This window comes from Sinorhizobium terangae (genome assembly GCF_009601505.1).
Classification (GTDB): Bacteria; Pseudomonadota; Alphaproteobacteria; order Rhizobiales; family Rhizobiaceae; genus Sinorhizobium; species Sinorhizobium terangae.
Map to the genome: position 1 here is coordinate 163,645 of NZ_WITC01000036.1, position 23,886 is coordinate 187,530.

Genomic DNA, 23,886 nt, shown 5'->3' on the forward strand with positions numbered 1-23,886 from the left:
CGGAATCGAGAAATTCATGTTTTCATCATATAGGACGGATCGCAGTTTGGAACAATTCCAAAAAACAGCAAAAATCACTTCTGATGGATGGCCACCTATTTCGCAGTTGACTGTCCGTGCGCGCGGCGTCAAAAGATGACTGATTTTGTTAAGTTACAAGCAAAGCGAAAATGGAGGGCACCATGCGCATGTCAACGACGATGATCGGGGCGCTGTCGATCACCGCGACGCTGTTTGCTTCGACGGCACCGGTCTGGGCGGACGGCGAGGTCAACATCTATTCCTATCGCCAGCCGGATCTGATTCAGCCGCTGCTGGACGCCTTTACCAAGAAGACCGGCATCACCACCAATGTGCTCTTCCTTGACAAGGGTCTCGTCGAGCGTATCCAGGCGGAAGGCGCAAACTCCCCTGCCGACGTCATCCTGACCGTCGATATCAGCCGCCTCACGGAGGCGAAGGACGCCGGCGTCACGCAGCCGGTCGCCAACGAGACGATCAACAAGGATATCCCGGCGCATTTCCGCGATCCTGACGGCAACTGGTTCGGCCTGACCACGCGCGGCCGTGTCGTCTACGCCTCGAAGGAGCGCGTGGCCGAGAACGACATCACCTATGAAGAGCTCGCTGACCCGAAGTGGAAGGGCAAGATCTGCACGCGCGACGGCCAGCACTCCTACAATATCGGTCTCTTCGCCTCGATGGTTGCCCATCATGGCGAAGCCGAAACGGAGAAGTGGCTGACGGGTCTCAGAAACAACCTCGCCAAGAAGCCCGACGGCGGCGACCGCGACCAGGCGAAGGCCATTCTTGCCGGTGAATGCGACCTCGCCCTTGGCAACACCTATTACGTCGGCCTCATGATGACCAATGAAAGGGAGCCGGAGCAGAAGGAATGGGCGGCGGCCATCAAGGTCCTCTTCCCGAACAGCAAGGACCGCGGCACCCATGTCAACATCTCCGGCATGGCGCTCGCCAAGAACGCGCCGAACAAGGACAACGCCATCAAGCTGATGGAGTTCCTGTCCGAAGGCGAAGCGCAGAAGATCTATGCCGAGCAGGTTTTCGAATACCCGGTACTTCCGGGCGCCGAGCCTTCCGAAATCGTCAAGTCCTTCGGCACGATCAAGCCGGATACGCTGCCGCTTGCCGATATCGCGGCCAACCGCAAGAAGGCTTCGGAACTGGTCGACAAGGTCGGTTTCAACGACGGCCCGCAGGATTAGGCGGAGTAATTATGGACGATAGAAGCAGCGGGCCCGAACGCCCGCTGTTTTCATTTGCGCGACGATCACGGCTGCGCCCGCAGTTCGGCTGCCAGATCCAGGATCGCCTTACGCCGCTCGGGCGTACCGGGATGCGTTGAAAATAGGCTTGTCTCGGAGTGATCCTCGAGCTTCATCTCGATAAGTTGGAAGAAGCGCGCGATCGCGGTCGGATCTCGGCCGGCTTTCGACATCAGCTCGACCGAATGCCGGTCAGCCGCCGCCTCTGCCGAGCGTGAGTAGGAAAGCGACAGGAGACCGCCGCCCTGGACAAGCACGTCCTCAGCGCCGGAGCCGATGTCACCGGCGATCAGCATGATGAGCGCGGCAACGCCGGCGGCGCGATAGATCTGCCGGAGACTGTGCTTAAGTTCGACATGCCCTATTTCATGGGCGAGCACGCCGACGATCATCTCCGTATCGTTGCCGGCCAGTTCGACCAGCTCATCGGTTAGGATCAGGGTGCCGTCCGGCAGGGCAAAGGCGTTGGGACCGATCGCGCCACCCTTGCGGAAGTTGAGCGTAAAGTCCTCCTTCCCTCGGCCTGAGAACGCCGCGATGGCCCGGAAGCCCTCGAGAATCCTGCCGCGCCGCGCCTCGTCGAGCTCGGAGTCGCCGAGCACTGTCCGGTCCAGGGCCTCGAGCGTGCTCGACGACATGATCCGCGGCACGACGGGCGGGGTCACGGCAACGGCGACTTCGACGAGGGCGGGCAAGGCCAGGCGATAGATCAGAGTGCCCAAAAGGATGGCAGCGGCGACGAAGGCGATAAGGCGCGGATGAAATCGCTCCATCCGGTGGATGATCCCTTCCCTGCCCCGGCCTTTTCGCGTGAGGAACCGATCGATCGCGGCGTTGTCGCTTGTCTCGAAAAGCGATCCATCGGGGAAAGTGATCCGACGTGGGACAGCGCCGACTCGCGGCGAAATCTCGACAGCCGACAGCTTGCCGTTGCTGAGTTCAGCGCCTGCATCGTCGTGTACCGTCAGGCGCTCTCCGGCCTCGGCGAGGCGCGAGGGCACCGAGCGGCTCGAACCGGCCGGATGCCACTCCCCAAGCGCAATGATCGGATTGTCAGAAGCCAAAGTCGAAACCTTCAATATCCATGAACTCCGCCCCGACAGCAGACCCCTCCTGCTCGATCGCCGAGAAGATCTCTCCGACTTCGCCCTCGAAACGGACAGCCGTGTGCTCGTTGACGTAAGTGGCCATGCGAACCGCCGCCCATGGCCGCATCAGGCCGAGGGTGACCAGTGTGACGACGAAGTTCGACACGGCAATCCATGTGTAGCGAAACCGGGAGAGATCACTCAACAAGCGATGCTTGCCGTCGAAGGTCGTGGCGGACCAGGCGACGTTCCGCACCCCCGCACGGTAAAACAGGGATGCTGTCCCGAAGACGGCGAAGATCAGAACATAGATGAACACCGTCAGCACCCCGATCGAGGCTTGAAGCTCGTCCGAAATTGCGTCGGGGTCGTCCATCAATGGCGCCATTGCGGTAATATTGATCGCGATGATAACTCCGATGATCAGCAATCCAAGAAGGATCATCGCCGCTGACGGCAGCCAGGTCTTGTAGATCGCGCCAAGGGATGGATCGGTTGCGAAGGGCTTGCGCCCGTAGCGGAGGTTGTTGCCGATGTAGCGGTACGACCAGCGACTGGCCAGTGGCGCAAGGATGCCGAGCGTCAGCGCTGCAAGCACCGGACCGACGATGAACGCCAAGAACGCGCCACCGGTCCGCCCGACAAAGTCGAAGCGCACGTTGCGGTAGCTTGTGACCCGGGCGCTGAAACGCAAGCCACGGGTAAGGAGCCACGGCACGAAGAAGAAGAACAACAGGCCGATTACCAAGCCGGCGAGCGGCATGACGGTGAGCACGACGTTGTAGAAGATCAGATAGGCGAACACGATCAGCCGGCCGATGAGGATCTGGCCACCCTTGGCGTGATACTCGAAGCCACGGCCAAGCAGCACGGTGTTGCCGTAGAAGTAGCGGTTGCGGCGAACCTTCGCCCATGCCGAATAAATGCCGAACGTGACAATCGTCAGCAGGATATTGACGATCCAGATCCCGAAATATTCAGTGGCGCTGCCGGCAAAGGACAAGCGCTGGAAGCCGCCTGCCGGCGAGCGGCCGAAATTGTTGCGACGATCAAGATATGCCGGCATCGCTGCCGGCTCGCTCAATGCCATGATTTCCCCCTCGCGCTGAGTTCCAAACGCCAGGCGAAGAGATGTCCGCCCGGCGCACTCGAAATGCATCCATGCGGAAACCGCCGCTATCCCCCGATATCGCGAATCTCCGATCGATGCAGCGACGTTAGTTGTACCGCCACACCCGATGCAACAAAAAAGGGCCTCCCGAAGGAGGCCCAGATGGGAGGACCCGAGATTGGGCGATCTTTGTGTTCCTCACCTCATCGTCGGGATGGAGAACTCGGCGCCATCCTTGATACCGGACGGCCAACGGGACGTGATGGTTTTCGTCTTGGTCCAGAACTTGAACGAGTCCGTTCCGTGCTGGTTGAGATCGCCGAAGGAAGAGGACTTCCAGCCACCGAAGGAGTGGTAGGCGAGCGGAACCGGGATCGGCACGTTGACGCCGACCATGCCGATGTTGATACGAGAGGCGAAGTCGCGCGCTGCATCGCCGTCTCGAGTGTAGATAGCGACACCGTTGCCGTACTCGTGCTTCATCGGCAGCGACAGCGCTTCCTCGTAGTTCTTTGCACGCACGACCGAGAGAACCGGTCCGAAGATCTCCGTCTTGTAGATGTCCATGTCCGGGGTCACGTGGTCGAACAGGCAGCCGCCGATGAAATGGCCGTTCTCATAGCCCTGCAGCTTGAAGTCGCGGCCGTCGACGACGAGCTTCGCGCCCTGCTCGATGCCGCTGTCGATCAGGCTCCTGATACGCTGTTCGGCCTCCTTGGTGACGACCGGCCCCATATCGGCCTTCTCGTCGGTATAGGGGCCGATGCGCAGGCTCTCGACCATCGGCACCAGCTTGTCGATCAGCCGGTTTGCGGTTTCTTCGCCCACCGGGACGGCGACCGAGATCGCCATGCAGCGCTCGCCGGCGGAGCCGTAACCGGCGCCGATCAGCGCATTGGCAGCCTGGTCGAGATCGGCGTCCGGCATGATGACCATGTGGTTCTTGGCGCCGCCGAAGCACTGGGCGCGCTTGCCGTTCATCGCCGCGGTGCCGTAGACATAACGGGCAATCGGGGTCGAGCCGACGAAGGAAACGGCGGAAATATCCGGATGCGTCAGGATCGCGTCGACCGCGCCCTTGTCGCCATTGACCACGTTGAGCACACCGGCAGGCAGACCAGCCTCGATCATCAGTTCGGCAAGGCGGATCGGCACGGACGGGTCACGCTCCGACGGCTTCAGGATGAAGGCGTTGCCGCAGGCGATCGCCGGGGCGAACATCCACATCGGGATCATCGCCGGGAAGTTGAACGGGGTAATGCCGGCACCGATGCCGACAGCCTGGCGGATCGAATACATGTCGATGCCCGGGCCGGCGCCCTCGGTGAACTCGCTCTTCTGGAGATGCGGAACGCCGATGACGAATTCGCAAACCTCAAGACCGCGAACGATGTCGCCCTTGGCATCTTCGATCGTCTTGCCATGCTCGCGCGAGAGCGTCTCGGCCAGCTCGTTCATGTTTTCGTTGAGGAGCTGGACGAACTTCATGAAAACGCGAGCGCGGCGCTGCGGATTGGTGGCAGCCCACTTCGGCTGCGCGGCCTTCGCGCTTTCGACCGCCGCGGCAAGCTCCGCGTCGCTTGCAAGCGCCACGGTCCCCTGAACCTCACCGGTCGCGGGGTTGAAGATGTTGCTTACGCGACCGCTTTTGCCGGCAACACGCTCGCCGTTAATGAAATGTCCGATTTCGTACATTGAGTGCTCCTCCTGATCTTGATTGTGGTCCCATGATCGCACTACGATTTGAACAATTCAATTTCCGATATTCAGGAACCGTTGTGCAAAAATTAAAGCCCATGGAGCTGCAGCGTGGATTGGGACGATGTCAGAGTGTTTCTCGCGGTGGCGCGAACGGGCCAAATTCTCGCTGCCTCGAAGCGGCTCGGCATCAATCACGCCACCCTCAGCCGCCGGGTGACGGCGCTTGAGGAAACACTGAAGACGAGGCTTCTCGTCCGGCGTCCGAACGGCTGCGAACTGACGGCCGAGGGGGAAGTCTTCCTTGCCGCCGCCGAACGCATGGAAACCGAAATGCTCGCGGCTCAATCGCAGATCGGCCGGATCGACACGGCGATTGCCGGCACCGTGCGCATCGGCGCACCGGACGGTTTCGGCGTCTCCTTCCTGGCGCCACGCCTCGGGCGGCTTACGGCGCGCTATCCGGAACTCAAGCTGCAGCTCGTTCCCGTTCCGCGCTCCTTCTCGCTGTCGCAGCGCGAGGCCGATATCGCGATCACCATCGAGCGCCCGGAACAGGGACGTCTCGTTTCATCCAAGCTGACCGATTATACACTGGGGCTTTACGCATCGGCAGATTATCTTGCCCTCTATGGTACACCTCGAACGATCGACGATCTCAAGGACCATCGCCGGATCGGCTATGTCGAGGACCTGATCTTCACGCCCTCACTCAATTTCTCCGCCGAGATCATGCGCAGTTGGGACGCTTCCTTCGAGATTTCGAGCGCCACGGGACAGACGGAAGCGGTCCGCTCCAGTGCCGGGATCGGCATTCTGCACAACTACATTGCCCGCCAGGTCCCCGAGCTCAAACGCATCCTGCCGGAAACAACCATCCGGCGCGCCTATTGGACGACCTATCACGAAAGCGCACGCGATCTCGTGCGCGTGCGCACCGTCGTCTCGTTTCTGCAGGAACTGGTGGCGGCGGAGCATCAGATTTTCATCTGATCTCTACGCCAGGTGCCGTATTGAAGTTCGCCGGCAGCGTGGCCGGGGCGGGCGCATAATCTTCGAAATGCAAGGAAGGAGAAATGGTACGGTTGGGTGGTCTCGAACCACCGACCTCAGGTGCCACAAACCTGCGCTCTAACCAACTGAGCTACAACCGCACTCGGGCAAGCGACATGTGTCGCTTGGCGGCTCACATACGGGCACTGCCGCTGATTTGCAAGCCTTAACTTCAGATTATTCAGCAAAAAGACCGGATGGCAAGCCACCCGGTCTCTGCATCGATTCCGATGGATACGGCGCGGCCGGATCAGGCCTTCTTGAAGTTCGACATTGCCTTTTCGGCAGCGTCCTTGCCAGGCTTGGCAACGTTTTCGGCGACCTTCTTCGTCGCTTCCTGCATGGTCTTCGCCTGCTCGACGGCAAGCTCGGCCTGCTTGCGGATGAAGGTCGTCTGGAGCTCGACCAGCTCCGAAAGCGACTTCACGCCGAGCAGAGCTTCCATGTGCGAAAGGGAATTTTCGGCATTTGTGCGGAGCGCATCGATGGCCTTGAGACCGAGTTCGACGGTGCCGGTCTGAGCGCTTTCAAGCGTCGCTTCCACGGTCTTGGTCGCTTCTTCGGCAGCGGTCTTCATCTTGGCATAAGCGTCCTTCGACTGCGCGGCGCCCTTTTCGGCGAACTCGCGGAAGCTGTCGGCAAACTTGGAAGGATCGAAGGAAGAAAGGGAAAATGCGTCGTCGGTCTTCTTGGTAGCCATGATATGCGCTCCTTGGTGTGGCCCTCTTCAGAGGCGCCGGTTGGTTGCTGCCCATCATATAAGCGATTTCGTTGTGCATTGCAATATAAATTGTGCAATGCACAAATCCAGAGCTATTAACCTTGCGCCGCAAAAGGCGTTGCCGATGCCGTGCCCTTGCTGGACCCCCGCAGATCGGCCGGGTATTAATAGACTGTTAACGCGCAAGCGATCCGTCAATAGGCCTGCCCATGCCCGAGAGACAGTATCCCTTCATCGACATTGCCGTGCATGCACGGGTGCGCGATCATTTTGCCAAGGGGGACGCGTCTGTCCTGTTTTCCAGGGATCTCGGGCGCGTATTGTGGGCCAACGACCAGGGCGCGAGCCTGTTTGGCATCGCATCCGTCTACGATTTCATCGATGCCGCGCTCGATCCAAACGATCTCTCGCTTCGCCAGTTGCGTGCGGCAGCAACGCAGCTCTCGGCCGTCGGCGACCGCCGGCAATTGCTGGTTCGTATAGCCTCCGGCTTCCGGCGCTTACCCTTGAATGCGTCCGTGGAACTGATCCGCATCCGCCCGGGCGAGGACGCGGTGCTGTTCACCACGCCTCATAACGGGAAGGCTTTGACGACCGAGGAGCGGGCCGCCCGGATGATCGCAGGGCTCGACGGACCGGACACGCATATGGCCGTGCTCGACGGCGACGGCGTGATTCTTGCGCAGTCTTCCGGCTTCGATGAACTGGGTCTGTCAGAGGACGTTCGCCGCACTCTCGTCTCGGATGTCGCGCGCGATAGAGATCGGCTGATCAAGCGCCCGGTCGCGACGCAGAAAGGCGAACTCCCCGCCGCCATCGGCAAAATATCCGACCACCCGGCCCTGCACCTTCTGTTCGCCGTGGAAGCCCTCTTTGAGGATGTCGATTCCGAAGCTGCACCGGAAGGGGCAGACGTCGATCTGCCGACGCCGACAGAAAACGTCGACCAACCTGCCGACGACCACCTGCCCGCGCTGGAAGAACTCCCTCATTCAGAACTGCCGGACACCGCGTCAGCGGATAGAGAGCTGGATGCTACCGACGGTGCGGGCGCGCCGGATGATCAAGGTGAACTGGCGCTTGAGCCCGACGAAATGACATCGACGCCCGCGGCGGCCACCAATCCCGATGAGCCTGCCCTAGCAGCCGAGCCAGCTGTGACAGCCGCAAACCAAAGCGATGCTGGTGAGACCGGTGACCGCGGCTTTGCCTTTATGCCCGGCGGCCGTGCCGTCCGCTTCGTGTGGAAAATAGACGCGGAGGGGCGTTTCAGCGAGATTTCGGAGGAGTTTGCCGCGGCCGTCGGTCCCAAGGCTGCCGATGTGATCGGCGAGACATTTGCCGATCTAGCCCAGCGCTACGGTCTCGACCCCGACAATCGGATCAGCGAGCTCCTGCGTCGGCGCGACACCTGGTCGGGCAAGACGATTCTTTGGCCGGTCGAGGGGACGAGCCTGAAGGTGCCCGTCGATCTCGCCGCGCTTCCCACCTATTCGCGGTCTCGAGAATTCGATGGCTTTCGCGGCTTCGGGATCGTTCGGGTCGCAGACGCGGTCATCGACGAGAAGGCCAGCGGAATGCAGCTCGGCCGCACCGCCGAATCTCGGCCGACTGCCATCCCCTCCGAGGGCGAGAACGAGACCACCACTCACGGAGAGCGGACGGAGACCGGAGCAGAACCTGGTTCCGACGTCGCGGCCGCAGAACAGTCGCCCGATCGCGACAGGGAATGGGTGGACTTTGACGCGGCGCCAGAGGAGCCGGCCGAGCCAGAGGATGTCTTCCACGGCGAGCGTCCGGCACTGCGCGTCGCCGAGACCGCCGAGCGCCCATCCTCCGGCAAAATTGTGGAACTCGATCAGCGCAGGCCGGGGACGGCCGGGACGCTGACGCGGGGCGAACAGGCCGCCTTTCGCGAAATTGCGAGACAACTCGGCGAACATTTCGGAACACGCGCGGAAGACGAAGACATCGAGGAACCGGCCTCCGCATCCACACCGACCACGGAGACACCCCCGAGGGTATCCGATGCCGAAGAGGCCGACGAAGCGACGGCAACCGTCGAGCAGGGTAAAGCGGCGCCTTCAGGCGACGATGAAGCGCTGCCTGCCTCGCGCCCGGCCATCGGCATGAGCAGCGAGATCCTCGACCGCCTGCCTGTCGGTCTTCTCGTCCATTACGGCGACGAGCTGCTGCATGCCAATCCGGAATTCCTGCGACTGACGGGGTATCGCGATCTCGAGAGTTTCTCGCGGGAAGGCGGCCTTGACGCGCTCTTCGCCCATGCCGATGACACCGTCGACGAGCGGCCGGACGGAACGATGACGCTGATCCGCCAGAACGGCCAGCTTGCATCGGTAAACGCGCATCTTCACTCGATCCGATGGGAGGGAAAAAGCGCGCTCATGCTCGCGCTCGCCCCGGTAGGCGGCAACGACGGCGCGCAAGCGGCACGTGACGGCGATGGAACGGCGGGCGAGGCAAGCCGCCTGCGGATGGAGATCGCAGAACTTCGCTCCATTCTGGAGACTGCGACCGACGGGGTCGTCATCCTTGGACAAGAAGGCGACGTGCGGACGATGAACGGCTCGGCAAGCGCGCTCTTCAACTACGACGAGGACGAGATCCGCGGGAAGCCCTTCGCGGCACTCTTTGCGCATGAGAGCCAGAGGGCGGTGCTCGACTATCTGCAGGGTCTTTCCGGCCATGGCGTCGCGAGCGTGCTGAACGACGGCCGCGAAGTGATCGGCCGAGAGGCGAACGGAGGCTTCATCCCGCTGTTCATGACCATCGGGCGGCTTTCCTCATCCAACGGCTACTGTGCCGTCATCCGCGACATCACCCAGTGGAAGAGGACGGAGGAGGAACTGCGGAATGCCAAGCGCGCCGCGGAAACCGCCAACGCCCACAAGACGGAGTTCCTGGCGAGGGTGAGCCACGAGATCCGCACGCCGCTGAACGCCATCATCGGCTTTTCCGACATGATGGCGAGCGAGCATTTCGGTCCGGTCGGGCACCCCCGTTATATCGAATATGCCGGGGATATCGGCCGCTCGGGCAGGCACGTGCTCGACATTGTCAACGATCTGCTCGACATCTCGAAGATCGAAGCCGGCGAGATGGACCTCGATTTCAGTGCCGTCGATATCAACGACGCGGTTTCCGAGGCGGTGTCGCTGGTGCAGCCGCAGGCCAACAGCCAGCGCGTGATCATCCGCACCTCGCTCTCGGCATCCGTTCCGGCGGTCGTCGCGGACGGCCGGTCCATCAAGCAGATCGCGCTCAATATTCTCGCGAACGCCATCCGCTTCACTCCATCCGGCGGCCAGATCGTCGTGTCGACGTCCTACGAGGCAAACGGAGGCGTCATCCTGCGGATCCGCGACACCGGGATCGGCATGACACGCGGCGAGCTCGATCAGGCGATGAAGCCCTTCCGCCAGGTCACGACCGGCGGGCGCAAGCGAGGCGACGGTACCGGCCTCGGCCTGCCGCTGACCAAGGCCATGACCGAGGCGAACCGCGCGCAGTTCTCGATCACCTCCACGCCGAACGAAGGCACGCTCGTCGAAATCTCCTTCCCGTCGCAACGCGTCTTGGCGAACTGAGGACGAATGCTGTAAGGAAATGTTGACCCGCGGGAACCAGTTTGTTGGTTCCGGCCAGTCGTTACTTGCCGCTTCGCCTCGGAACCGATCGCTTGCAGTCCACATCCAAAAGCCTCAGAAGACGCTATGTCCGTTCCGGGACGGGCCTTGCTCATCCGTTGCTCGCGATCTGGGCTGTGCTCGCCTCGGCTATCGTGCTTATGCCGATGCTCGCCATCGGCTGGCTTGCCGTTTCCGGCGGCAGCGCCGATTGGCCGCATCTCATTGAGAACGTCATCCCGCGCGCTACGGGACGAACGCTGCTGCTCGTCGCGCTCACGGGTGCGGTAACAGCTTTTGTCGGGATCCTGACCGCATGGCTGGTGGCGAGTTGCGAATTTCCGTTGCGTCGTTTTCTTTCTGCCGCACTCGTGCTGCCGCTTGCGATACCCGCCTACCTCGCGGCCTATGCCTTCGGCGAACTCCTCACCTTTACCGGGCCGGTCCAGGGGCTGATCCGGCTCATCTTCGGATTCCAGACGAGCCGGGACTACTGGTTCCCGGACGTACGCTCGCTCGGCGGCGCGGTGCTTGTGCTGAGCTCGGTGCTTTATCCTTATATCTATCTCGCCTGCCGCTCGATGTTCCTGATGCAGGGCCGCGCGGCCGCGGATGTGGCGCGCACGCTCGGCGCCGGCCCCCTCAAGGTGTTTTTCCGGATCCAGATCCCGATGGCGCGGCCTGCGATCATGATCGGCCTGACGCTTGTCGCCATGGAAACGCTGAACGACATCGGTGCGGTCGAGTTCCTGGGCGTCCAGACTCTGACCTTCTCGATTTTTGACACTTGGCTCAACCGCGGCAGCCTGGCCGGCGCCGCCCAGATTGCCTGTATCATGCTGCTCTTCGTCGTCGCCCTGATGATGGTCGAGCGCGCCGCCCGCCGCAGGCAGCGTTTCTCCAGCCAGAAGACGACGGCAGCCGTCCACGATCTTGCCAGACTTACTCTGTCGGGCTGGAAAAAATGGGCGGCAACGATCGCCTGCCTGCTGCCGGTGCTCTCCGGGTTCGGCGTTCCATTCTTCATTCTCGGTAATTACGCGCTGAAACGCCTGGATCAATTTCTGGCGCCGCGCCTCCTGAATGCGCTTTTGCACAGCATCCTGGTTTCCGGCCTGACAGCGCTCGTCGCGGTGCTCCTGGGATTTGTGCTTGCCTATGCGGCGCGCACCGGACGTTCGCGGACCACGGAAGCGGCGGGCCGATTGGCCTCCTTCGGCTATGGCGTGCCCGGTACCGTCCTTGCGATCGGCGTGCTCTTTCCGCTGGCAGCGCTCGACAACGCCGTCGATGCGCAGATGAGAGATACGCTCGGAATTTCGACCGGCCTCCTGATGAGCGGCACGGGCTTTGCCATCGTTTATGCCTGCACGGTCCGCTTCCTGACGATGGCGGAAGGCACGCTCGAAGCCGGTTTCCAGAAGCTGTCGCCGCATCTCGACATGGCGGCGCGCGCGCTCGGACGCACGAGCGGCCAGACGCTGCGCACGGTCCTGCTGCCGATGATGCGACCGGCCGTGCTGACGGCGGCACTGCTCGTTTTCATCGAGACGATGAAGGAACTCTCGGCAACCATCATGCTGAGACCCTTCAACTTCAACACGCTCGCTACGCTCGTCTACGAGGACGCCTCGCGCGCCAAGGTCGAAGACGCCTCCGTCGCGGCGATGATCATCGTCATTGCCGGCATGGTTCCGGTGATCCTGGTGTCGAGATCGCTGGAACGCCGTCCCTGACGTTCACCAAACAAGGCGGCCCACAAACACAGCAAAAGTAAACACAAAAAAAGAGGCAGCCGAAAGCCGCCTCTGAAGTCAATGCTAACCAACAAATGCTCGAGAAAAGGTGACATCATGTCTGCGGCAACATCGCTGCTGCGGCACCGGCCCTTGACTGGTCGGCCTCAAGTTGGCTCGACCATGCACCCTCAAATGTAAACAAGATCTTACTTTTTGATCCAACAATCTTACGCAGTCGCGCGCAACTCCGACGATTTGGTTAATTCACGGCGCCCGAACTGGTTAACGCGACGGCGGATTGGAACAGCAAGGAGGGCGGCGGGATGGCGAGGAAGCCGTCCCGCCCGAATAGTCAGCTTTTCAATGCATCGAGACCGGCAAATAGGTCGAGCGCTTCCGGGTTCGCTAGCGCCTCCTTGTTCTTGACCGGCCGGCCATGCACGACGTCGCGAACCGCAAGCTCGACGATCTTGCCCGATTTGGTTCGCGGAATATCGGCAACGGCAATGACCTTCGCCGGCACGTGACGCGGCGAAGCGCCGGTGCGGATGCGGTTCTTGATGGCTTTCGTCAGGTCGTCGGTCAATTCGACACCCGGCGCCAGCCGGACGAAGAGGATTACCCGGACGTCATCCTCCCAATCCTGGCCGATGCACAGCGCCTCGGCAACCTCTTCCATCTGCTCGACCTGATTATAGATCTCCGCCGTGCCGATCCGCACTCCACCTGGATTGAGCGTCGCGTCGGAACGGCCGTGAATGATGATGCCGCCATGCGGCGTCCATTCGGCAAAATCGCCATGGCACCAAACGTTGTCGAAACGCTCGAAATAAGCCGCGCGGTATTTGGCACCCTCGGGATCGTTCCAGAACATGATCGGCATCGACGGAAAGGCCTTGGTGCAAACGAGCTCGCCTTTCTCACCGTGCACGGATTGGCCCTCGTCGTTCCAGACGTCCATGGCAAGCCCGAGGCCGGGCCCCTGGATTTCGCCGCGCCAGACCGGCTTCAGCGGATTGCCGAGCACGAAGCAGGACACGATGTCGGTGCCGCCGGAGATCGAGGCGAGTTGCACGTCCGATTTGATGCCCTCGTAGACGAACGAAAAACCTTCCGGAGAAAGCGGCGAACCGGTCGACGTCAACAGACGGAGCGTGGAGAGGTCATGCGTGCTGATCGGCGTGAAGCCACCCTTGCGCACGGCGTCGATATATTTTGCCGACGTGCCGAAAATCGCGAACCGTTCCTCTGCCGCATAGTCGAAGAGGACATTACCGTCCGGATAGAAGGGCGAGCCATCGAAAAGGCAAAGCGTGGCACCTGCGGCAAGACCCGATGCCAGCCAGTTCCACATCATCCAGCCGCAGGTGGTGAAGTAAAAGAGCTTCTCGCCTTCCTTCAGGCCGCAGTGGAAACGGTGTTCCTTCAGATGCTGCAGCAAGGTCCCGCCTGCCGAATGCACGATGCATTTCGGCACGCCGGTGGTACCGGAGGAAAACAGAATGTAGAGCGGATGGCTGAACGGCAGCCGCTCGAACACCAGCGGTCTCACCTCGAAGGGGGCAATGAAATCGGCCAGGGTGACGCCGCCGTCGACCGCCGCTGCCAGCGAACCGCTGTCGCCCGCATAAGGAATAATGACGGTCGGCACAGCCAGCGTGGCGGCGACCGTGCGCACCTTGCCGGCGACGTCCTGCCGCTTGCCGTTGTACCAATAGCCGTCGCAGACGATAAACAGCTTCGGGCCGATCTGGCCGAAGCGGTCGAGAACACCCTGCTCGCCGAAATCGGGCGAGCAGGACGACCAGATGGCCCCGATCGAAGCGGTCGCCAGCATCAGCGCTACCGTCTCGGGCATGTTCGGCATCATCGCGGCGACGCGGTCACCCTTGCCGATACTCTTGGCCCTCATTGCCTGCTGCAGGCGCGACACGAGGGCGCGCAAATCGTCCCAGGAAAGCCGGTAGCCGGCCTTGTCCTCACCGCGAAAGACCAGCGCGTCGTCGCCGCCGCTCTTGCGCAGCAGGTTCTCGGCGAAATTCAGCGTTGCATCAGGAAAGAAGCGGGCGTCAAGCATCCGCTCTCCATTGATGAGCGCCCGCTCCCCACGGTCGCCGACGACACCGCAATACTCCCAGACCGCGGTCCAGAAATCGCCCCGCTCGGCCACGGACCAATCATGGAAAGCGTCGTAGTCGGCAAAATCCCGGTCGAAACGTTGCCCGCACCACGCCATGAATTGCGCCATCGGGCTTCGCTCGAGAATCTCGGAACCAGGAACCCACAAAGGTCGATCTGCTTGCATGCTCTCCTCCCACTCCTCTGCGAGTTTCTATACCATGCTGCAACGCAAAATAAACAGCATGCAGCCTGGTTCGGCATCGCGATGACGACATTTCCATGCCAGTCGCATTTGCTTTCTCCAACCCGAAGGCCTATCCAGACGGCTTGACCCGAGAGGCAACCGCAATCCGACCGAAATGACGAGACAATTCCTGCAGATATTGCGCAGTTCCGGCCTCCGGTCGCGGATCGGCCGCCGCCACCTCGTCTGGTCCGCCGCAATCGGCGTCGGCCTCGCCGTCGCCTACAACGCCGCGTTGCCGCTGGTCATTTCGACGAGCGATGCCCGCGCAACGATGGAACGAATGCTCGATGCCTGGTCAGGCGGCAAGAGCAGGATTGACGGCGAACCCCAAGTCCGGTTCTGGCCGGAGCCGGAACTGATTCTGCCCTCGGCAACGATCGAGACGAGCGAGGCAAACCCGCGCCCGCTTGCGCATGTTGGCCGTATTACCGCATCCTTCAGTTTGCTTGCCGCCCTTCGCGGCGAGCCGGCGCTGGACGATATCCGCTTCATCGATCCGGTCGTCACCATCGAGCGCGCCGCCGACGGAACGGTCAACTGGAAACGGCCGCACTGGCTGAGCCTCGTCGAAACGACGACCGAGGGGGATACACCCTTCGGCGACATAACGATCGAAAACGGGCGGCTTCGGATCCTCGACCGAACGGCGGGCGGCGGCCTGGACCTCGACATTCCGGCCATTTCCGGAACCGTCAAATGGCCGTCCTTCGCCGAGCGCATCAGCGCACAGCTTTCGACGACGATCGGCGGCGAGGCGATCGACTGGGCGTTGATCTGCGACCAACCGCTGGCCCTCTTTGCCGGCGGCAATGCGTCGCTTCGGACGTCACTGACATCTACCCCGTTGACCTTCTCCTTCGAAGGCATCGGTAATTTCTCAATGTATCCCTTTGCCTCCGGCCATCTGCAGGCATCCGCCCCTTCGCTGTCAGCGCTTCTTGCCTGGTATCGGGGCGGCTCGTCGGGAATGCTACCTGCAGGCGCTTTCAGCATCGATGCCATGGTGGCGACTGGCGAAAAGACGCTCAAACTCGATGAACTGCAACTTGCGGTGGGCGGCGCCACCGCAACCGGTGTCCTGGACGTCGCGTTTCCCACCAGCGACACGCCGCGTGTCGAAGGAACACTTGCCTTCGACAGTATCGATCTCAACGGCCTCAACTTCCCGACAGTGAAGCCAGCGGAAGCAAGCGATCCTTTATGGCGGATGGTGGAAAACCTGACCGGCGCCTGGCGGGCAGATGTGCGGCTTTCTTCGCAGGAGGTGTTCGTCGGTCCGCTGCACCTCACCGACGTCGCGGCCGGTGTCATGGTCAATGGCAACCGGGCATCGCTCGATATCGGCGACAGTACCTATGCAAACGGTGTTCTCAGCGGCCGCGTCGTGCTCTCGGACAAGGGGCTGGAACATGGCGGCAGGCTGCAGATGAGCCTGAAGGATGCTGACTTTGCCGCCGTACTCAACAGTTTTGGCTTGAATGGGCCGACGCCGAGCGGCAAGGGCACGCTCAATCTCGATCTTGCGACGGACCGTGCCGTCTGGGCGACCAGCGCCGCCGATCTTTCGGGCGGCCTGACCTTCTCGCTGGCAAACGGCCGCCTTTCCGGATTCGATGCGAACGCCTTCGTCGACCTCATCCAAAGAGGGGAATTCTTTTCTCTCTCGCAGGCGAGTGCCGGGTCATTCGACTTCCAGACGGCAGAGATCGACGCCATCTTCGGCGGCGGCGTAGCCCGGCTGAACCGGGCGAATTTTGCCGGACCATCGGGCAGCCTGTCGGTTACCGGCGTCATCCCCAACCGCACGGGAAGCCTTGCGCTTGCCGGCATGCTGGAAAACACGGAGACGATCAACCAACCGCTGCGTTTCTTCGTCGGCGGGTCCTGGCCGAATGCGGTCATCTCGCCGCTCTCCGTCCTCGTCGAGCCGCAATAAGCCCCTACAGCGTCGCGCGTCTTATCAGACGCGTAAAGGACGCTGCAGCACTTTGAGTTGCTGCATGTGTTTATCCTCAAATCGGCGACGATTTGAGGATAAACACATGCAGTAGCGTTCAGACCGCTTCCCTCGGCGGTCAGCCTATCGCGGCAAATGCAGCGCGCTCGTCCCTCTCGCGCTGCACCTCCCGACGCTTCGTCACGATCGAGGCGATGAGCACGCCGAGCGCGACGACGCCGATCAGGATCGTGCAGATCGCGTTGATTTCCGGAGTCACGCCGAGGCGCACCTGGCTATAGATCTTCATCGGCAGGGTGGTTGCACCGGGCCCCGTCGTGAAGCTCGAAATCACCAGATCGTCGAGCGACAGGGTGAAGGCAAGCACCCAGCCGGAAAACACTGCGGGCGAAATCACCGGCAGCGTAATTGCAAAGAACGTTCTGACCGGCGTCGCGCCGAGATCAAGCGCCGCCTCCTCGATCGACTGGTCGAAGCTCAGGAGGCGCGACTGAACCACGACCGCGACGAAGCACATCGTGAAGGTGATGTGGGCGAGCGTGATCGTCCAGAAGCCGCGATCGAGTCCAACGGCGACGAAGAGCAACAGCAGCGACAGGCCGGTGATCACCTCAGGCATGACTAGCGGCGCGTAGACCATGCCGGAGAACAGCACCCGGCCGCGAAACCGCGTGTAGCGCACGAGTGCCAGCGCCGCCAGAGTCCCAAGCACCGTCGCGCAGGTCGCCGACAGAAGCCCGACGCGAATGGTGACCCAGGCCGCATCGAGCAGGGCCTGGTTGTGCCAGAGCTGGCCATACCATCGCGTCGAAAAGCCGGCCCAGACGGTCACGAGTTTCGACTCGTTGAACGAAAAGATCACCAGAAGCACGATCGGCAGGTAGAGGAAGCCGAAGCCGAGGACGACGGAGACGATGTTAAAGCGGGACCATTTTGCCATAGTCTATCTCCCCTCGCTGTCGGCTTTCGCCTGCATATTCTGGAAATAGACGATCGGGAGCACCAGGATGAGCAGGAGGACCGTGGCGACCGCCGAAGAGACGGGCCAGTCGCGGTTGGAATTGAATTCGTTCCACAGCGTCTTGCCGATCATGAGGGTTTCCGATCCGCCGAGCAGGTCCGGGATGACGAACTCGCCAACCGCCGGAATGAAGACCAGCAGGCAGCCGGCCACGACACCGGCGAACGACAGCGGGAACGTCACGCGCCAGAACGCGGTGATCGGCGTGCAGCCGAGGTCCTGGGCCGCCTCGGTCAGCGTGTGATCCATCTTCTCGAGTGCCGAATAGATCGGCAATACCATGAAGGGCAGATAGGAATAGACGATGCCTATGTAGATCGCCCAGTTTGTGTTGAGGATGATGAGTGGCTGATCGATGACGCCGATGGCAATCAGGAACTGATTGAGCAGGCCTTCCGGCTTCAGGATCGCGATCCAGGCGTAGACGCGGATGAGGAAGCTCGTCCAGAAGGGCAGGATCACCAGCATCAACAGTGTCGGACGGATGGAACGCGGCGCCTGCGCCATTCCGTAGGCGATCGGATAGCCGATCAAGAGCGTCAGGAAGGTGGAAACGGCCGCGATAACCAAGCTCGAAACATAGGCGTTGAAATAGAGCACGTCCTCGGTCAGCCAGACATAGTTGTCGAGGGAAAACTCGCGCACTCCCTCGAGGATGCCCGAAAGGCCGCCGACCAGATCGAAGACCGGCGTGTAGGGCGGCATGGCAATCGCTGTCTGCGAAAGCGAGATGCGGAAGACGATGAAAAAGGGAATGAGAAAGAAGAAGAGCAGCCAGGCATAGGGAATGATGATGACCAGGCGGCTGACGAAGGCTGACGCAATTCTTGCCATGACTTCAATCCTTCAACACCACGCCCGCGTCTTCGCTGAACGAGACCCAGACCTGCTGGTCATAGCCAAGCGGATCCTCGACGGCGCGCACGGCATTCAGCGACGATGCCTTGATGACCTTGCCGTCCTTCAGGCGAATGTGGAAGACCGTCATGTCACCCAGATAGCCGATGTCCCAGATCTCGCCTTCGGCTGCGTTGAGCGGCGCGTGTTGCGGCGCCCGCCGGGTGACCCGGATCTTTTCCGGCCGAATGGCAACGGCGGCCCTAGCCCCCGTCGGCAGCTTGTCGGGCGAGGCCATCCGGATCGGAACGCCGCCCGCTGTCTCGACACGGACGCGGCCGTCGTCCGCAGCGGCGACCGTGCCGTCGAAAATGTTCACGTCGCCGATGAAGTCCGCGACGAAGCGCGAATTCGGCGCCTCGTAGATTTCCGCCGGCGTCGCCACCTGAATGACCTTGCCATGGCTCATGACGGCGATGCGGTCGGCCATGGTCATGGCTTCTTCCTGGTCATGGGTGACGACGACGAAGGTCAGGCCCAATTGCTGCTGCAGGTCCATCAGCTCGAACTGGGTTTCCTCGCGCAGCTTCTTGTCGAGCGCGCCGAGCGGCTCGTCGAGCAACAGCACCTTGGGGCGCTTGGCGAGCGAACGGGCAAGCGCCACGCGCTGGCGTTGACCGCCGGAAAGCTGGTGCGGCTTGCGCTTGGCGAATTTCTCGAGCTTGACGAGCTTCAGCATCTGCGCGACGCGCTCGGCAATGTCCTGCTTCGGCATGCCGTCCTGCTTCAGCCCGAAGGCAACGTTGCTCTCGACGGTCATATGCGGAAACAGCGCGTAGGACTGAAACATCATGTTGACGGGTCGCCGATACGGCGGGATGCCGGCGAGATTCTGGCCATCGAGAATGATCTCGCCCGACGTCGGCTGCTCGAAGCCGGCAAGCATGCGCAGCAAGGTCGATTTCCCACAGCCGGAGGCACCCAGGAGGGCGAAGAACTCCCGGGTGTAGATGTTTAACGAAAGGTCGTCGACGGCGGTGAAGTCTCCGAACTTCTTGGTGACGTTCTTGAAGGAAATGAATGGTTTGGAGGCCGGGTCCGCCCATGGCGCGAAGGACCGCCGGATACTGCCGAAAGACTTCATTATCTATCCCCAAATGACACAGCCGATGGGCGCCCCATCCTGACGCTGCAGCGCCGCGCGTCCTGTCAGACGCGCAAAGGACGCTGTAGCTCTTCGGATTGCTGCATGTCTTATCCTTAAAGCGCCCATTGCAATCTTACGGTGACCGGAAAGACAGGCGAAAAATAACGTCGCGTCTTTCCTCGTCCCGCTCCAAAAAAATTGCCCGGATTTCGGGGCCGGGCAATTCGCTTCCGCTCTTACTGGCCGGTCACGACCTTGGTCCAGAGCCGGGTCAAGGCCCGCTGCTCCTTGGGCTCGAACGGCGTGACGGTGAACAGCTTCTGCATCACCTCGTCTGACGGATAGATAGCCGTGTCTTCCAAGACTTCCTTGTCCAGGAACTGCTGGGAAGCTTTGTTGCCATTGGCGTAGAAGACATAGTTCGAGGCCTTGGCAATGACCTCCGGCTTCATCATGTAGTTGATGAACTCATGCGCTTCGGCGACATGCGGCGCGTCGGCGGGAATTGCGAGCATGTCGAACCACATCTGCGCGCCTTGCGCCGGGATCGAATAATCGACCGTGACACCGGCTTTCGCCTCCGCAGCCCGGTCCCGCGCCTGGAAGATATCGCCGGAGAAGCCGACGGCCAGGCAGATGTCGCCGTTTGCGAGCGCGTTGATGTATTCCGACGAATGGAACTTGCGGACATAGGGGCGGATGGTCGTCAGCAGTTCGCCCGCCTTTTCAAGGTCGGCCGTGTCGTGGCTGTCGGGATTGAGGCCCAGATAGGCAAGTGCGGAAGGAACGATGTCGGTCGGAGAATCGAGGATATGGATGCCGCAATCCTTAAACTTCGCGGCCAGTTCGGGCTTGAAGATGACGTCCCAGTTCGGCTTCTCGTCGGTGCCCAGGATCTCCTTCATCTTGTCGACATTGTAGCCGATGCCGGTCGTACCCCACATGTAGTCGACGGCATATTCGTTGCCGGGATCGTACTGCGCCGTACGCTCCATGATGACGTTCCACATGTTCGACAGGTTCGGGAGCTTCGACTTGTCGAGCTTCTGGAAGACCCCAGCCGCGATCTGGCGCTGCAGGAAATAAGCCGTCGGCACCACGACGTCGTAGCCGGAGCCGCCGGCAAGCAGTTTGGTCTCCAGGATTTCGTTGGAATCGAAGACGTCGTAGACCACCTTGATGCCGGTCTCTTTGGTGAAGTCCTCGAGGATGCTGCTGTCGATATAGTCGGACCAGTTGTAGACGTTGACGACGCGCTCCTGCGCGGAGGCGAGCATGGTCGATCCCGCAAGTGTCGCGGCTGCAAGTGTTGCGATTATGATTTTGGACATCAGTTCCCTCATTATTATCGGTTTCGGCCGGAGCCGCTAACCCGTGCGGTCAAGCCCGATCCCAGTCGACCCGACGGCGAGGTTAGGCATCTTTCTCACCAACCTCAAGCGCTTTCGCTCGGGTTTCAGGCACGATCCCGTGTCCGATCGCATTTTGGCAAGCGTAAGCAAAAACCGGTACTTATGGCGCGTTGATCAGGGCCCCTGTATCAAGCGGAAACAGCCACCCTTGTTAACCATGGCGCAAACATGCCGACTAGCGGGCCGCGTTTACGATTGATTAACCTTAGTGGAAATGCGAGTTTGCCGGCGGTTGTGTAGAAGCGTCCGGACCACGTCATGAGCGAGCGAAACCGCAGGATCGATCCGAGGGAACTGAAACGCCTCTCGGTTCTGCAGCCGAGAAAATCACTAACGGCAATCGCCACGGACTGGGCAACCATAGCGGCAGCGATCGCCGTCAGTGAATATGCCGACAATATCCTGGTCTACGTGATCGCCATCGCCGTGATCGCCGGGCGAATGCACGCCTTCGGCTGCATGGTGCATGAGGCTGCCCATTACCGCATCATCCGCGACCGCAAGCTCAGCGACTGGATGAGCGACATTCTGCTAGCCTGGCCGGTGCTGGCAACCGTCGACGGCTATCGCCAGAACCATCTTGCCCATCACCAGCACGCCAATACCGATGACGACCCGGACTGGATCGCAAAGCGTGGCCTGGCACAGTTTACCTTCCCGCAGAAACTGGCGCGCGGCATAACGCAACTGCTCGGCTATCTCGTTGCGGTGAATTCGATCCGCGACCTCATCCACATGGCCAAGAGGATCTCGAAGACCGATCGCTCGACTTCGGCCTACAAGGCGCTGCGGCTTGGCTTCTACCTATCGGCAGCAGTCCTTTTCACGGTCCTCGGCATCTGGCGCGAATTCGTTCTCTACTGGCTCGTGCCCTTTTTCACCTTCTTCTGCCTGTTTCTTTACGTGCGCAGCGTCGCCGAACATTTCGGCAGCATGGATTACAGCGACGAGCTGACGAGCTCACGCACTGTCTATCCTCATGCCTGGGAGAAGCTTTTCTTCGCGCCCCACAACATCAACTACCACCTCGAGCACCACCTCTATCCCGGTGTGCCCTACTATAACCTGCCGGAACTGCACGCGATCCTGATGCGAAACAAGGCCTATGCGGAGAAGGCCCACATCACCCGCGGCTATACCACCGGTCTCACTGCGGAGTGCTTTGCGCCCGAGGCGCCGCTGTTGCCCAATCAGCACCCGGCCAGCTACTGAAACCTGACTACTGAAAATCGAAAACGCTGAGGCCCGTCGCCATCTCATCAAGGCCGAGCGGGCGGGTGACGGGCGGTTCGGCGCGCGCCAGACAGCCTTGCCGCTCGCAGAGGCGGCAGGCCGCACCGACGGGTACTGCCACCATCTTCGAAGCACCATAGACGACTTCCTCCGCGAATCCGGCGTCACAGCCGATGAGCAGCGCCGTACGTCTCACCCTTTCCTCAAAGCCCGCTTGCGGTCCGTCGAGTGTCCGCGAAACGACAAGGAATTCACTACCTTCCGGCATTTCGACGCGGTCGACGAGAACCTGGCCCGGCACGGCGAAGGCGGCATGGATATTGAGCTTGGGACAGGCGCCGCCGAAGCGCGCAGCAGGAAAGCCAAGCGCGCCTGCACGGCGCAGCCGGTGGCCGGCATTATCGATCTCCATGAGGAAAAACGGGATGCCCGTTGCACCGGGACGCTGCAGCATCGTCAGTCGATTGGCTGCCTGTTCGAAGGACACCTGAAAGCGGGATCGCAATAGATCGATGTCGTATTTCGCGCGCTGTGCGGCGGCGAGAAACGTTTGATAGGGCATCATCAAGGCGTGAGCGGCATATCGTGCGAGTTCGAAGCGACCGATGCGGCGCGCCTCGGCAGTCGAGAAGCGGATTTGCTCCAGCTCTGCGTCGATCGCCTCGTGACAGGCGATCGACGCCACTTCCATGGCGATTTCCCGCGTCTGGTCGAAGGGTGACAGGCGTTCGGAAATAAAGAGCCGCATCGAGTGCCGGTCGAAACGCCGGCGCAGGTTCGGCATGGCGTGCACCGGCAGCGTTCTGACGACGAGGCCATGCTCCTTCTTGAGCCAGGCCTTCAGCGCTCCGGAGAGATCGTCGCCGGGGGAAAGCGCCGCATGGAACGCCTCCATGGCCTCCTCGATCCGCGCGAAATGATTGGGCCGCGCCTCGAACGCCTCGCGCACCTCGTCGATCGGCAGCCGCGTGCCCGAAAGCGCCGCCATGTGCCCCTGTCCCGCAAGGAGATCGGCAAGATCCTTGAGGCGTGACGCCTGCTCGCGATAGGCGCGATAAAGCTTGACGATGCCGCCGGAGGCATTGGGCGCCGCTTCGGCGATTTCGATCAGTTCCTGGTCGCCCGGGAGTTCCCCGGCTAGAAGCGGGTCCGCGAAAACCTCGCGCAGCTGCGCCAGACCGCCGCCGGTTTCTCCCTGCAACTCGTCGAGGTCCACCTTGTAGACCGAGGAAAGCTTGAGGAGAAGCTGCACCGTCAGCGGCCGCTGATTGCGCTCGATAAGGTTCAGGTAGGAGGGGGAGATGCCGAGCGCCTCCGCCATCGCCGTCTGCGTCAACTGAAGGCCGTTGCGGATGCGTCTGACGCGCGGCCCGGCGAAGATCTTGTTTTCAGCCATTTGTAACTCCCTTTACAAAATCGGCGCCGCGGCAGCTTTGACATCTTTTACAGATTTACAGATTCCCACTGTCAAACACAAGACAAGATAACCCTTTTGAATCGGCTATTCCTGCGATTTCCATGGCGCTCACGTGCACTGCAATGTAAAAAATGTCACATGAGCTTGCGGC

At 61.3% G+C, this 23,886-nt stretch carries 16 protein-coding genes and 1 tRNA gene; 6 read left to right on the plus strand and 11 right to left on the minus strand.

Annotation, left to right across the window (positions count from 1 at the left end; all coding sequences use genetic code 11):
* Positions 1 to 200 precede the first annotated feature (200 nt).
* Positions 201 to 1,226: a Fe(3+) ABC transporter substrate-binding protein gene (locus tag GHK62_RS09190; RefSeq protein ID WP_380785567.1), complete on the plus strand. Its 1,026-nt coding sequence runs from the start codon at positions 201 to 203 to the stop codon at positions 1,224 to 1,226.
* 65 nt (positions 1,227 to 1,291) lie between these two features.
* Here GHK62_RS09190 and GHK62_RS09195 read toward each other — a convergent pair whose 3' ends face one another.
* From GHK62_RS09195 to GHK62_RS09205, 3 genes are all read right to left on the minus strand, one after another.
* Positions 1,292 to 2,350, minus strand: a complete 1,059-nt coding sequence (locus tag GHK62_RS09195; RefSeq protein WP_153438329.1) for a M48 family metallopeptidase — start codon at positions 2,348 to 2,350, stop codon at positions 1,292 to 1,294.
* Positions 2,340 to 3,440, minus strand: a complete 1,101-nt coding sequence (locus GHK62_RS09200; RefSeq protein WP_380785569.1) for a YjgN family protein — start codon at positions 3,438 to 3,440, stop codon at positions 2,340 to 2,342. The genes GHK62_RS09195 and GHK62_RS09200 overlap by 11 nt, the downstream gene beginning before the upstream one ends.
* A gap of 243 nt (positions 3,441 to 3,683) precedes the next feature.
* Entirely contained in the window at positions 3,684 to 5,180 is a 1,497-nt protein-coding gene (locus tag GHK62_RS09205) for a CoA-acylating methylmalonate-semialdehyde dehydrogenase (protein WP_153438333.1), read from the minus strand.
* A gap of 114 nt (positions 5,181 to 5,294) precedes the next feature.
* Between GHK62_RS09205 and GHK62_RS09210 the strand changes: the two genes are divergently transcribed.
* Entirely contained in the window at positions 5,295 to 6,176 is an 882-nt protein-coding gene (locus tag GHK62_RS09210; protein ID WP_184108437.1) for a LysR family transcriptional regulator, read from the plus strand.
* An 84-nt stretch (positions 6,177 to 6,260) separates the two neighbouring features.
* Here the strand turns inward: GHK62_RS09210 and GHK62_RS09215 are convergent.
* A tRNA-His gene (locus tag GHK62_RS09215) sits at positions 6,261 to 6,337 on the minus strand.
* Between the two features lie 149 nt (positions 6,338 to 6,486).
* Positions 6,487 to 6,936 carry a phasin gene (locus tag GHK62_RS09220; protein ID WP_153438335.1) on the minus strand — a complete coding sequence of 150 codons (450 nt, stop codon included), beginning with the start codon at positions 6,934 to 6,936 and terminating at the stop codon, positions 6,487 to 6,489.
* 230 nt (positions 6,937 to 7,166) lie between these two features.
* Here GHK62_RS09220 and GHK62_RS09225 point away from each other — a divergent pair, with 230 nt between their 5' ends.
* Together GHK62_RS09225 and GHK62_RS09230 are read left to right on the plus strand one after the other, a co-directional pair.
* Positions 7,167 to 10,565, plus strand: a complete 3,399-nt coding sequence (locus GHK62_RS09225) for an ATP-binding protein (RefSeq protein WP_153438337.1) — start codon at positions 7,167 to 7,169, stop codon at positions 10,563 to 10,565.
* A 92-nt stretch (positions 10,566 to 10,657) separates the two neighbouring features.
* A complete protein-coding gene (locus GHK62_RS09230; RefSeq protein WP_153438339.1) occupies positions 10,658 to 12,340 on the plus strand; it encodes an ABC transporter permease in 1,683 nt (560 codons plus the stop codon).
* Positions 12,341 to 12,695: 355 nt separating this feature from the next.
* Here the strand turns inward: GHK62_RS09230 and GHK62_RS09235 are convergent, their stop codons facing one another.
* A complete protein-coding gene (locus GHK62_RS09235) occupies positions 12,696 to 14,648 on the minus strand; it encodes an acetoacetate--CoA ligase (RefSeq protein ID WP_153438341.1) in 1,953 nt (650 codons plus the stop codon).
* Between the two features lie 175 nt (positions 14,649 to 14,823).
* On the opposite strand from GHK62_RS09235, the gene GHK62_RS09240 reads away from it, so the two are divergent.
* A complete protein-coding gene (locus GHK62_RS09240; RefSeq protein WP_153438342.1) occupies positions 14,824 to 16,647 on the plus strand; it encodes an AsmA family protein in 1,824 nt (607 codons plus the stop codon).
* 139 nt (positions 16,648 to 16,786) lie between these two features.
* On the opposite strand, the gene GHK62_RS09245 is transcribed toward GHK62_RS09240, so the two are convergent.
* From GHK62_RS09245 to GHK62_RS09260, 4 genes are all read right to left on the minus strand, one after another.
* Positions 16,787 to 17,608, minus strand: coding sequence for an ABC transporter permease subunit (locus GHK62_RS09245; protein WP_153438344.1), 822 nt, complete (start codon positions 17,606 to 17,608; stop codon positions 16,787 to 16,789).
* 3 nt (positions 17,609 to 17,611) lie between these two features.
* Complete coding sequence (locus GHK62_RS09250) at positions 17,612 to 18,523, minus strand: ABC transporter permease subunit (RefSeq protein ID WP_153438346.1); 912 nt, start codon at positions 18,521 to 18,523, stop codon at positions 17,612 to 17,614.
* A gap of 4 nt (positions 18,524 to 18,527) precedes the next feature.
* Positions 18,528 to 19,670: an ABC transporter ATP-binding protein gene (locus tag GHK62_RS09255; protein WP_153438348.1), complete on the minus strand. Its 1,143-nt coding sequence runs from the start codon at positions 19,668 to 19,670 to the stop codon at positions 18,528 to 18,530.
* 239 nt (positions 19,671 to 19,909) lie between these two features.
* On the minus strand, positions 19,910 to 21,004 hold the full coding sequence (locus tag GHK62_RS09260) for a polyamine ABC transporter substrate-binding protein (protein WP_153438350.1): 1,095 nt from the start codon (positions 21,002 to 21,004) through the stop codon (positions 19,910 to 19,912).
* A 339-nt stretch (positions 21,005 to 21,343) separates the two neighbouring features.
* On the opposite strand from GHK62_RS09260, the gene GHK62_RS09265 reads away from it, so the two are divergent.
* Complete coding sequence (locus tag GHK62_RS09265) at positions 21,344 to 22,297, plus strand: fatty acid desaturase family protein (protein WP_153438352.1); 954 nt, start codon at positions 21,344 to 21,346, stop codon at positions 22,295 to 22,297.
* 7 nt (positions 22,298 to 22,304) lie between these two features.
* On the opposite strand, the gene GHK62_RS09270 is transcribed toward GHK62_RS09265, so the two are convergent.
* Positions 22,305 to 23,714 carry a helix-turn-helix domain-containing protein gene (locus GHK62_RS09270; RefSeq protein ID WP_153438354.1) on the minus strand — a complete coding sequence of 470 codons (1,410 nt, stop codon included), beginning with the start codon at positions 23,712 to 23,714 and terminating at the stop codon, positions 22,305 to 22,307.
* Positions 23,715 to 23,886: the final 172 nt, after the last annotated feature.

Excerpts from the sequence above, each read along its gene's own strand:
- GHK62_RS09225 (WP_153438337.1), top strand. The coding sequence starts at position 7,167 with ATGCCCGAGAGACAGTATCCCTTCATCGACATTGCCGTGCATGCACGG.
- GHK62_RS09200 (WP_380785569.1), bottom strand. The coding sequence starts at position 3,440 with ATGCCGGCATATCTTGATCGTCGCAACAATTTCGGCCGCTCGCCGGCA.
- GHK62_RS09205 (WP_153438333.1), bottom strand. The coding sequence starts at position 5,180 with ATGTACGAAATCGGACATTTCATTAACGGCGAGCGTGTTGCCGGCAAA.
- GHK62_RS09270 (WP_153438354.1), bottom strand. The coding sequence starts at position 23,714 with ATGGCTGAAAACAAGATCTTCGCCGGGCCGCGCGTCAGACGCATCCGC.
- GHK62_RS09190 (WP_380785567.1), top strand. The coding sequence starts at position 201 with ATGATCGGGGCGCTGTCGATCACCGCGACGCTGTTTGCTTCGACGGCA.
- GHK62_RS09240 (WP_153438342.1), top strand. The coding sequence starts at position 14,824 with ATGACGAGACAATTCCTGCAGATATTGCGCAGTTCCGGCCTCCGGTCG.
- GHK62_RS09235 (WP_153438341.1), bottom strand. The coding sequence starts at position 14,648 with ATGCAAGCAGATCGACCTTTGTGGGTTCCTGGTTCCGAGATTCTCGAG.
- GHK62_RS09245 (WP_153438344.1), bottom strand. The coding sequence starts at position 17,608 with ATGGCAAAATGGTCCCGCTTTAACATCGTCTCCGTCGTCCTCGGCTTC.
- GHK62_RS09265 (WP_153438352.1), top strand. The coding sequence starts at position 21,344 with ATGAGCGAGCGAAACCGCAGGATCGATCCGAGGGAACTGAAACGCCTC.
- GHK62_RS09250 (WP_153438346.1), bottom strand. The coding sequence starts at position 18,523 with ATGGCAAGAATTGCGTCAGCCTTCGTCAGCCGCCTGGTCATCATCATT.
- GHK62_RS09220 (WP_153438335.1), bottom strand. The coding sequence starts at position 6,936 with ATGGCTACCAAGAAGACCGACGACGCATTTTCCCTTTCTTCCTTCGAT.
- GHK62_RS09260 (WP_153438350.1), bottom strand. The coding sequence starts at position 21,004 with ATGTCCAAAATCATAATCGCAACACTTGCAGCCGCGACACTTGCGGGA.
- GHK62_RS09255 (WP_153438348.1), bottom strand. The coding sequence starts at position 19,670 with ATGAAGTCTTTCGGCAGTATCCGGCGGTCCTTCGCGCCATGGGCGGAC.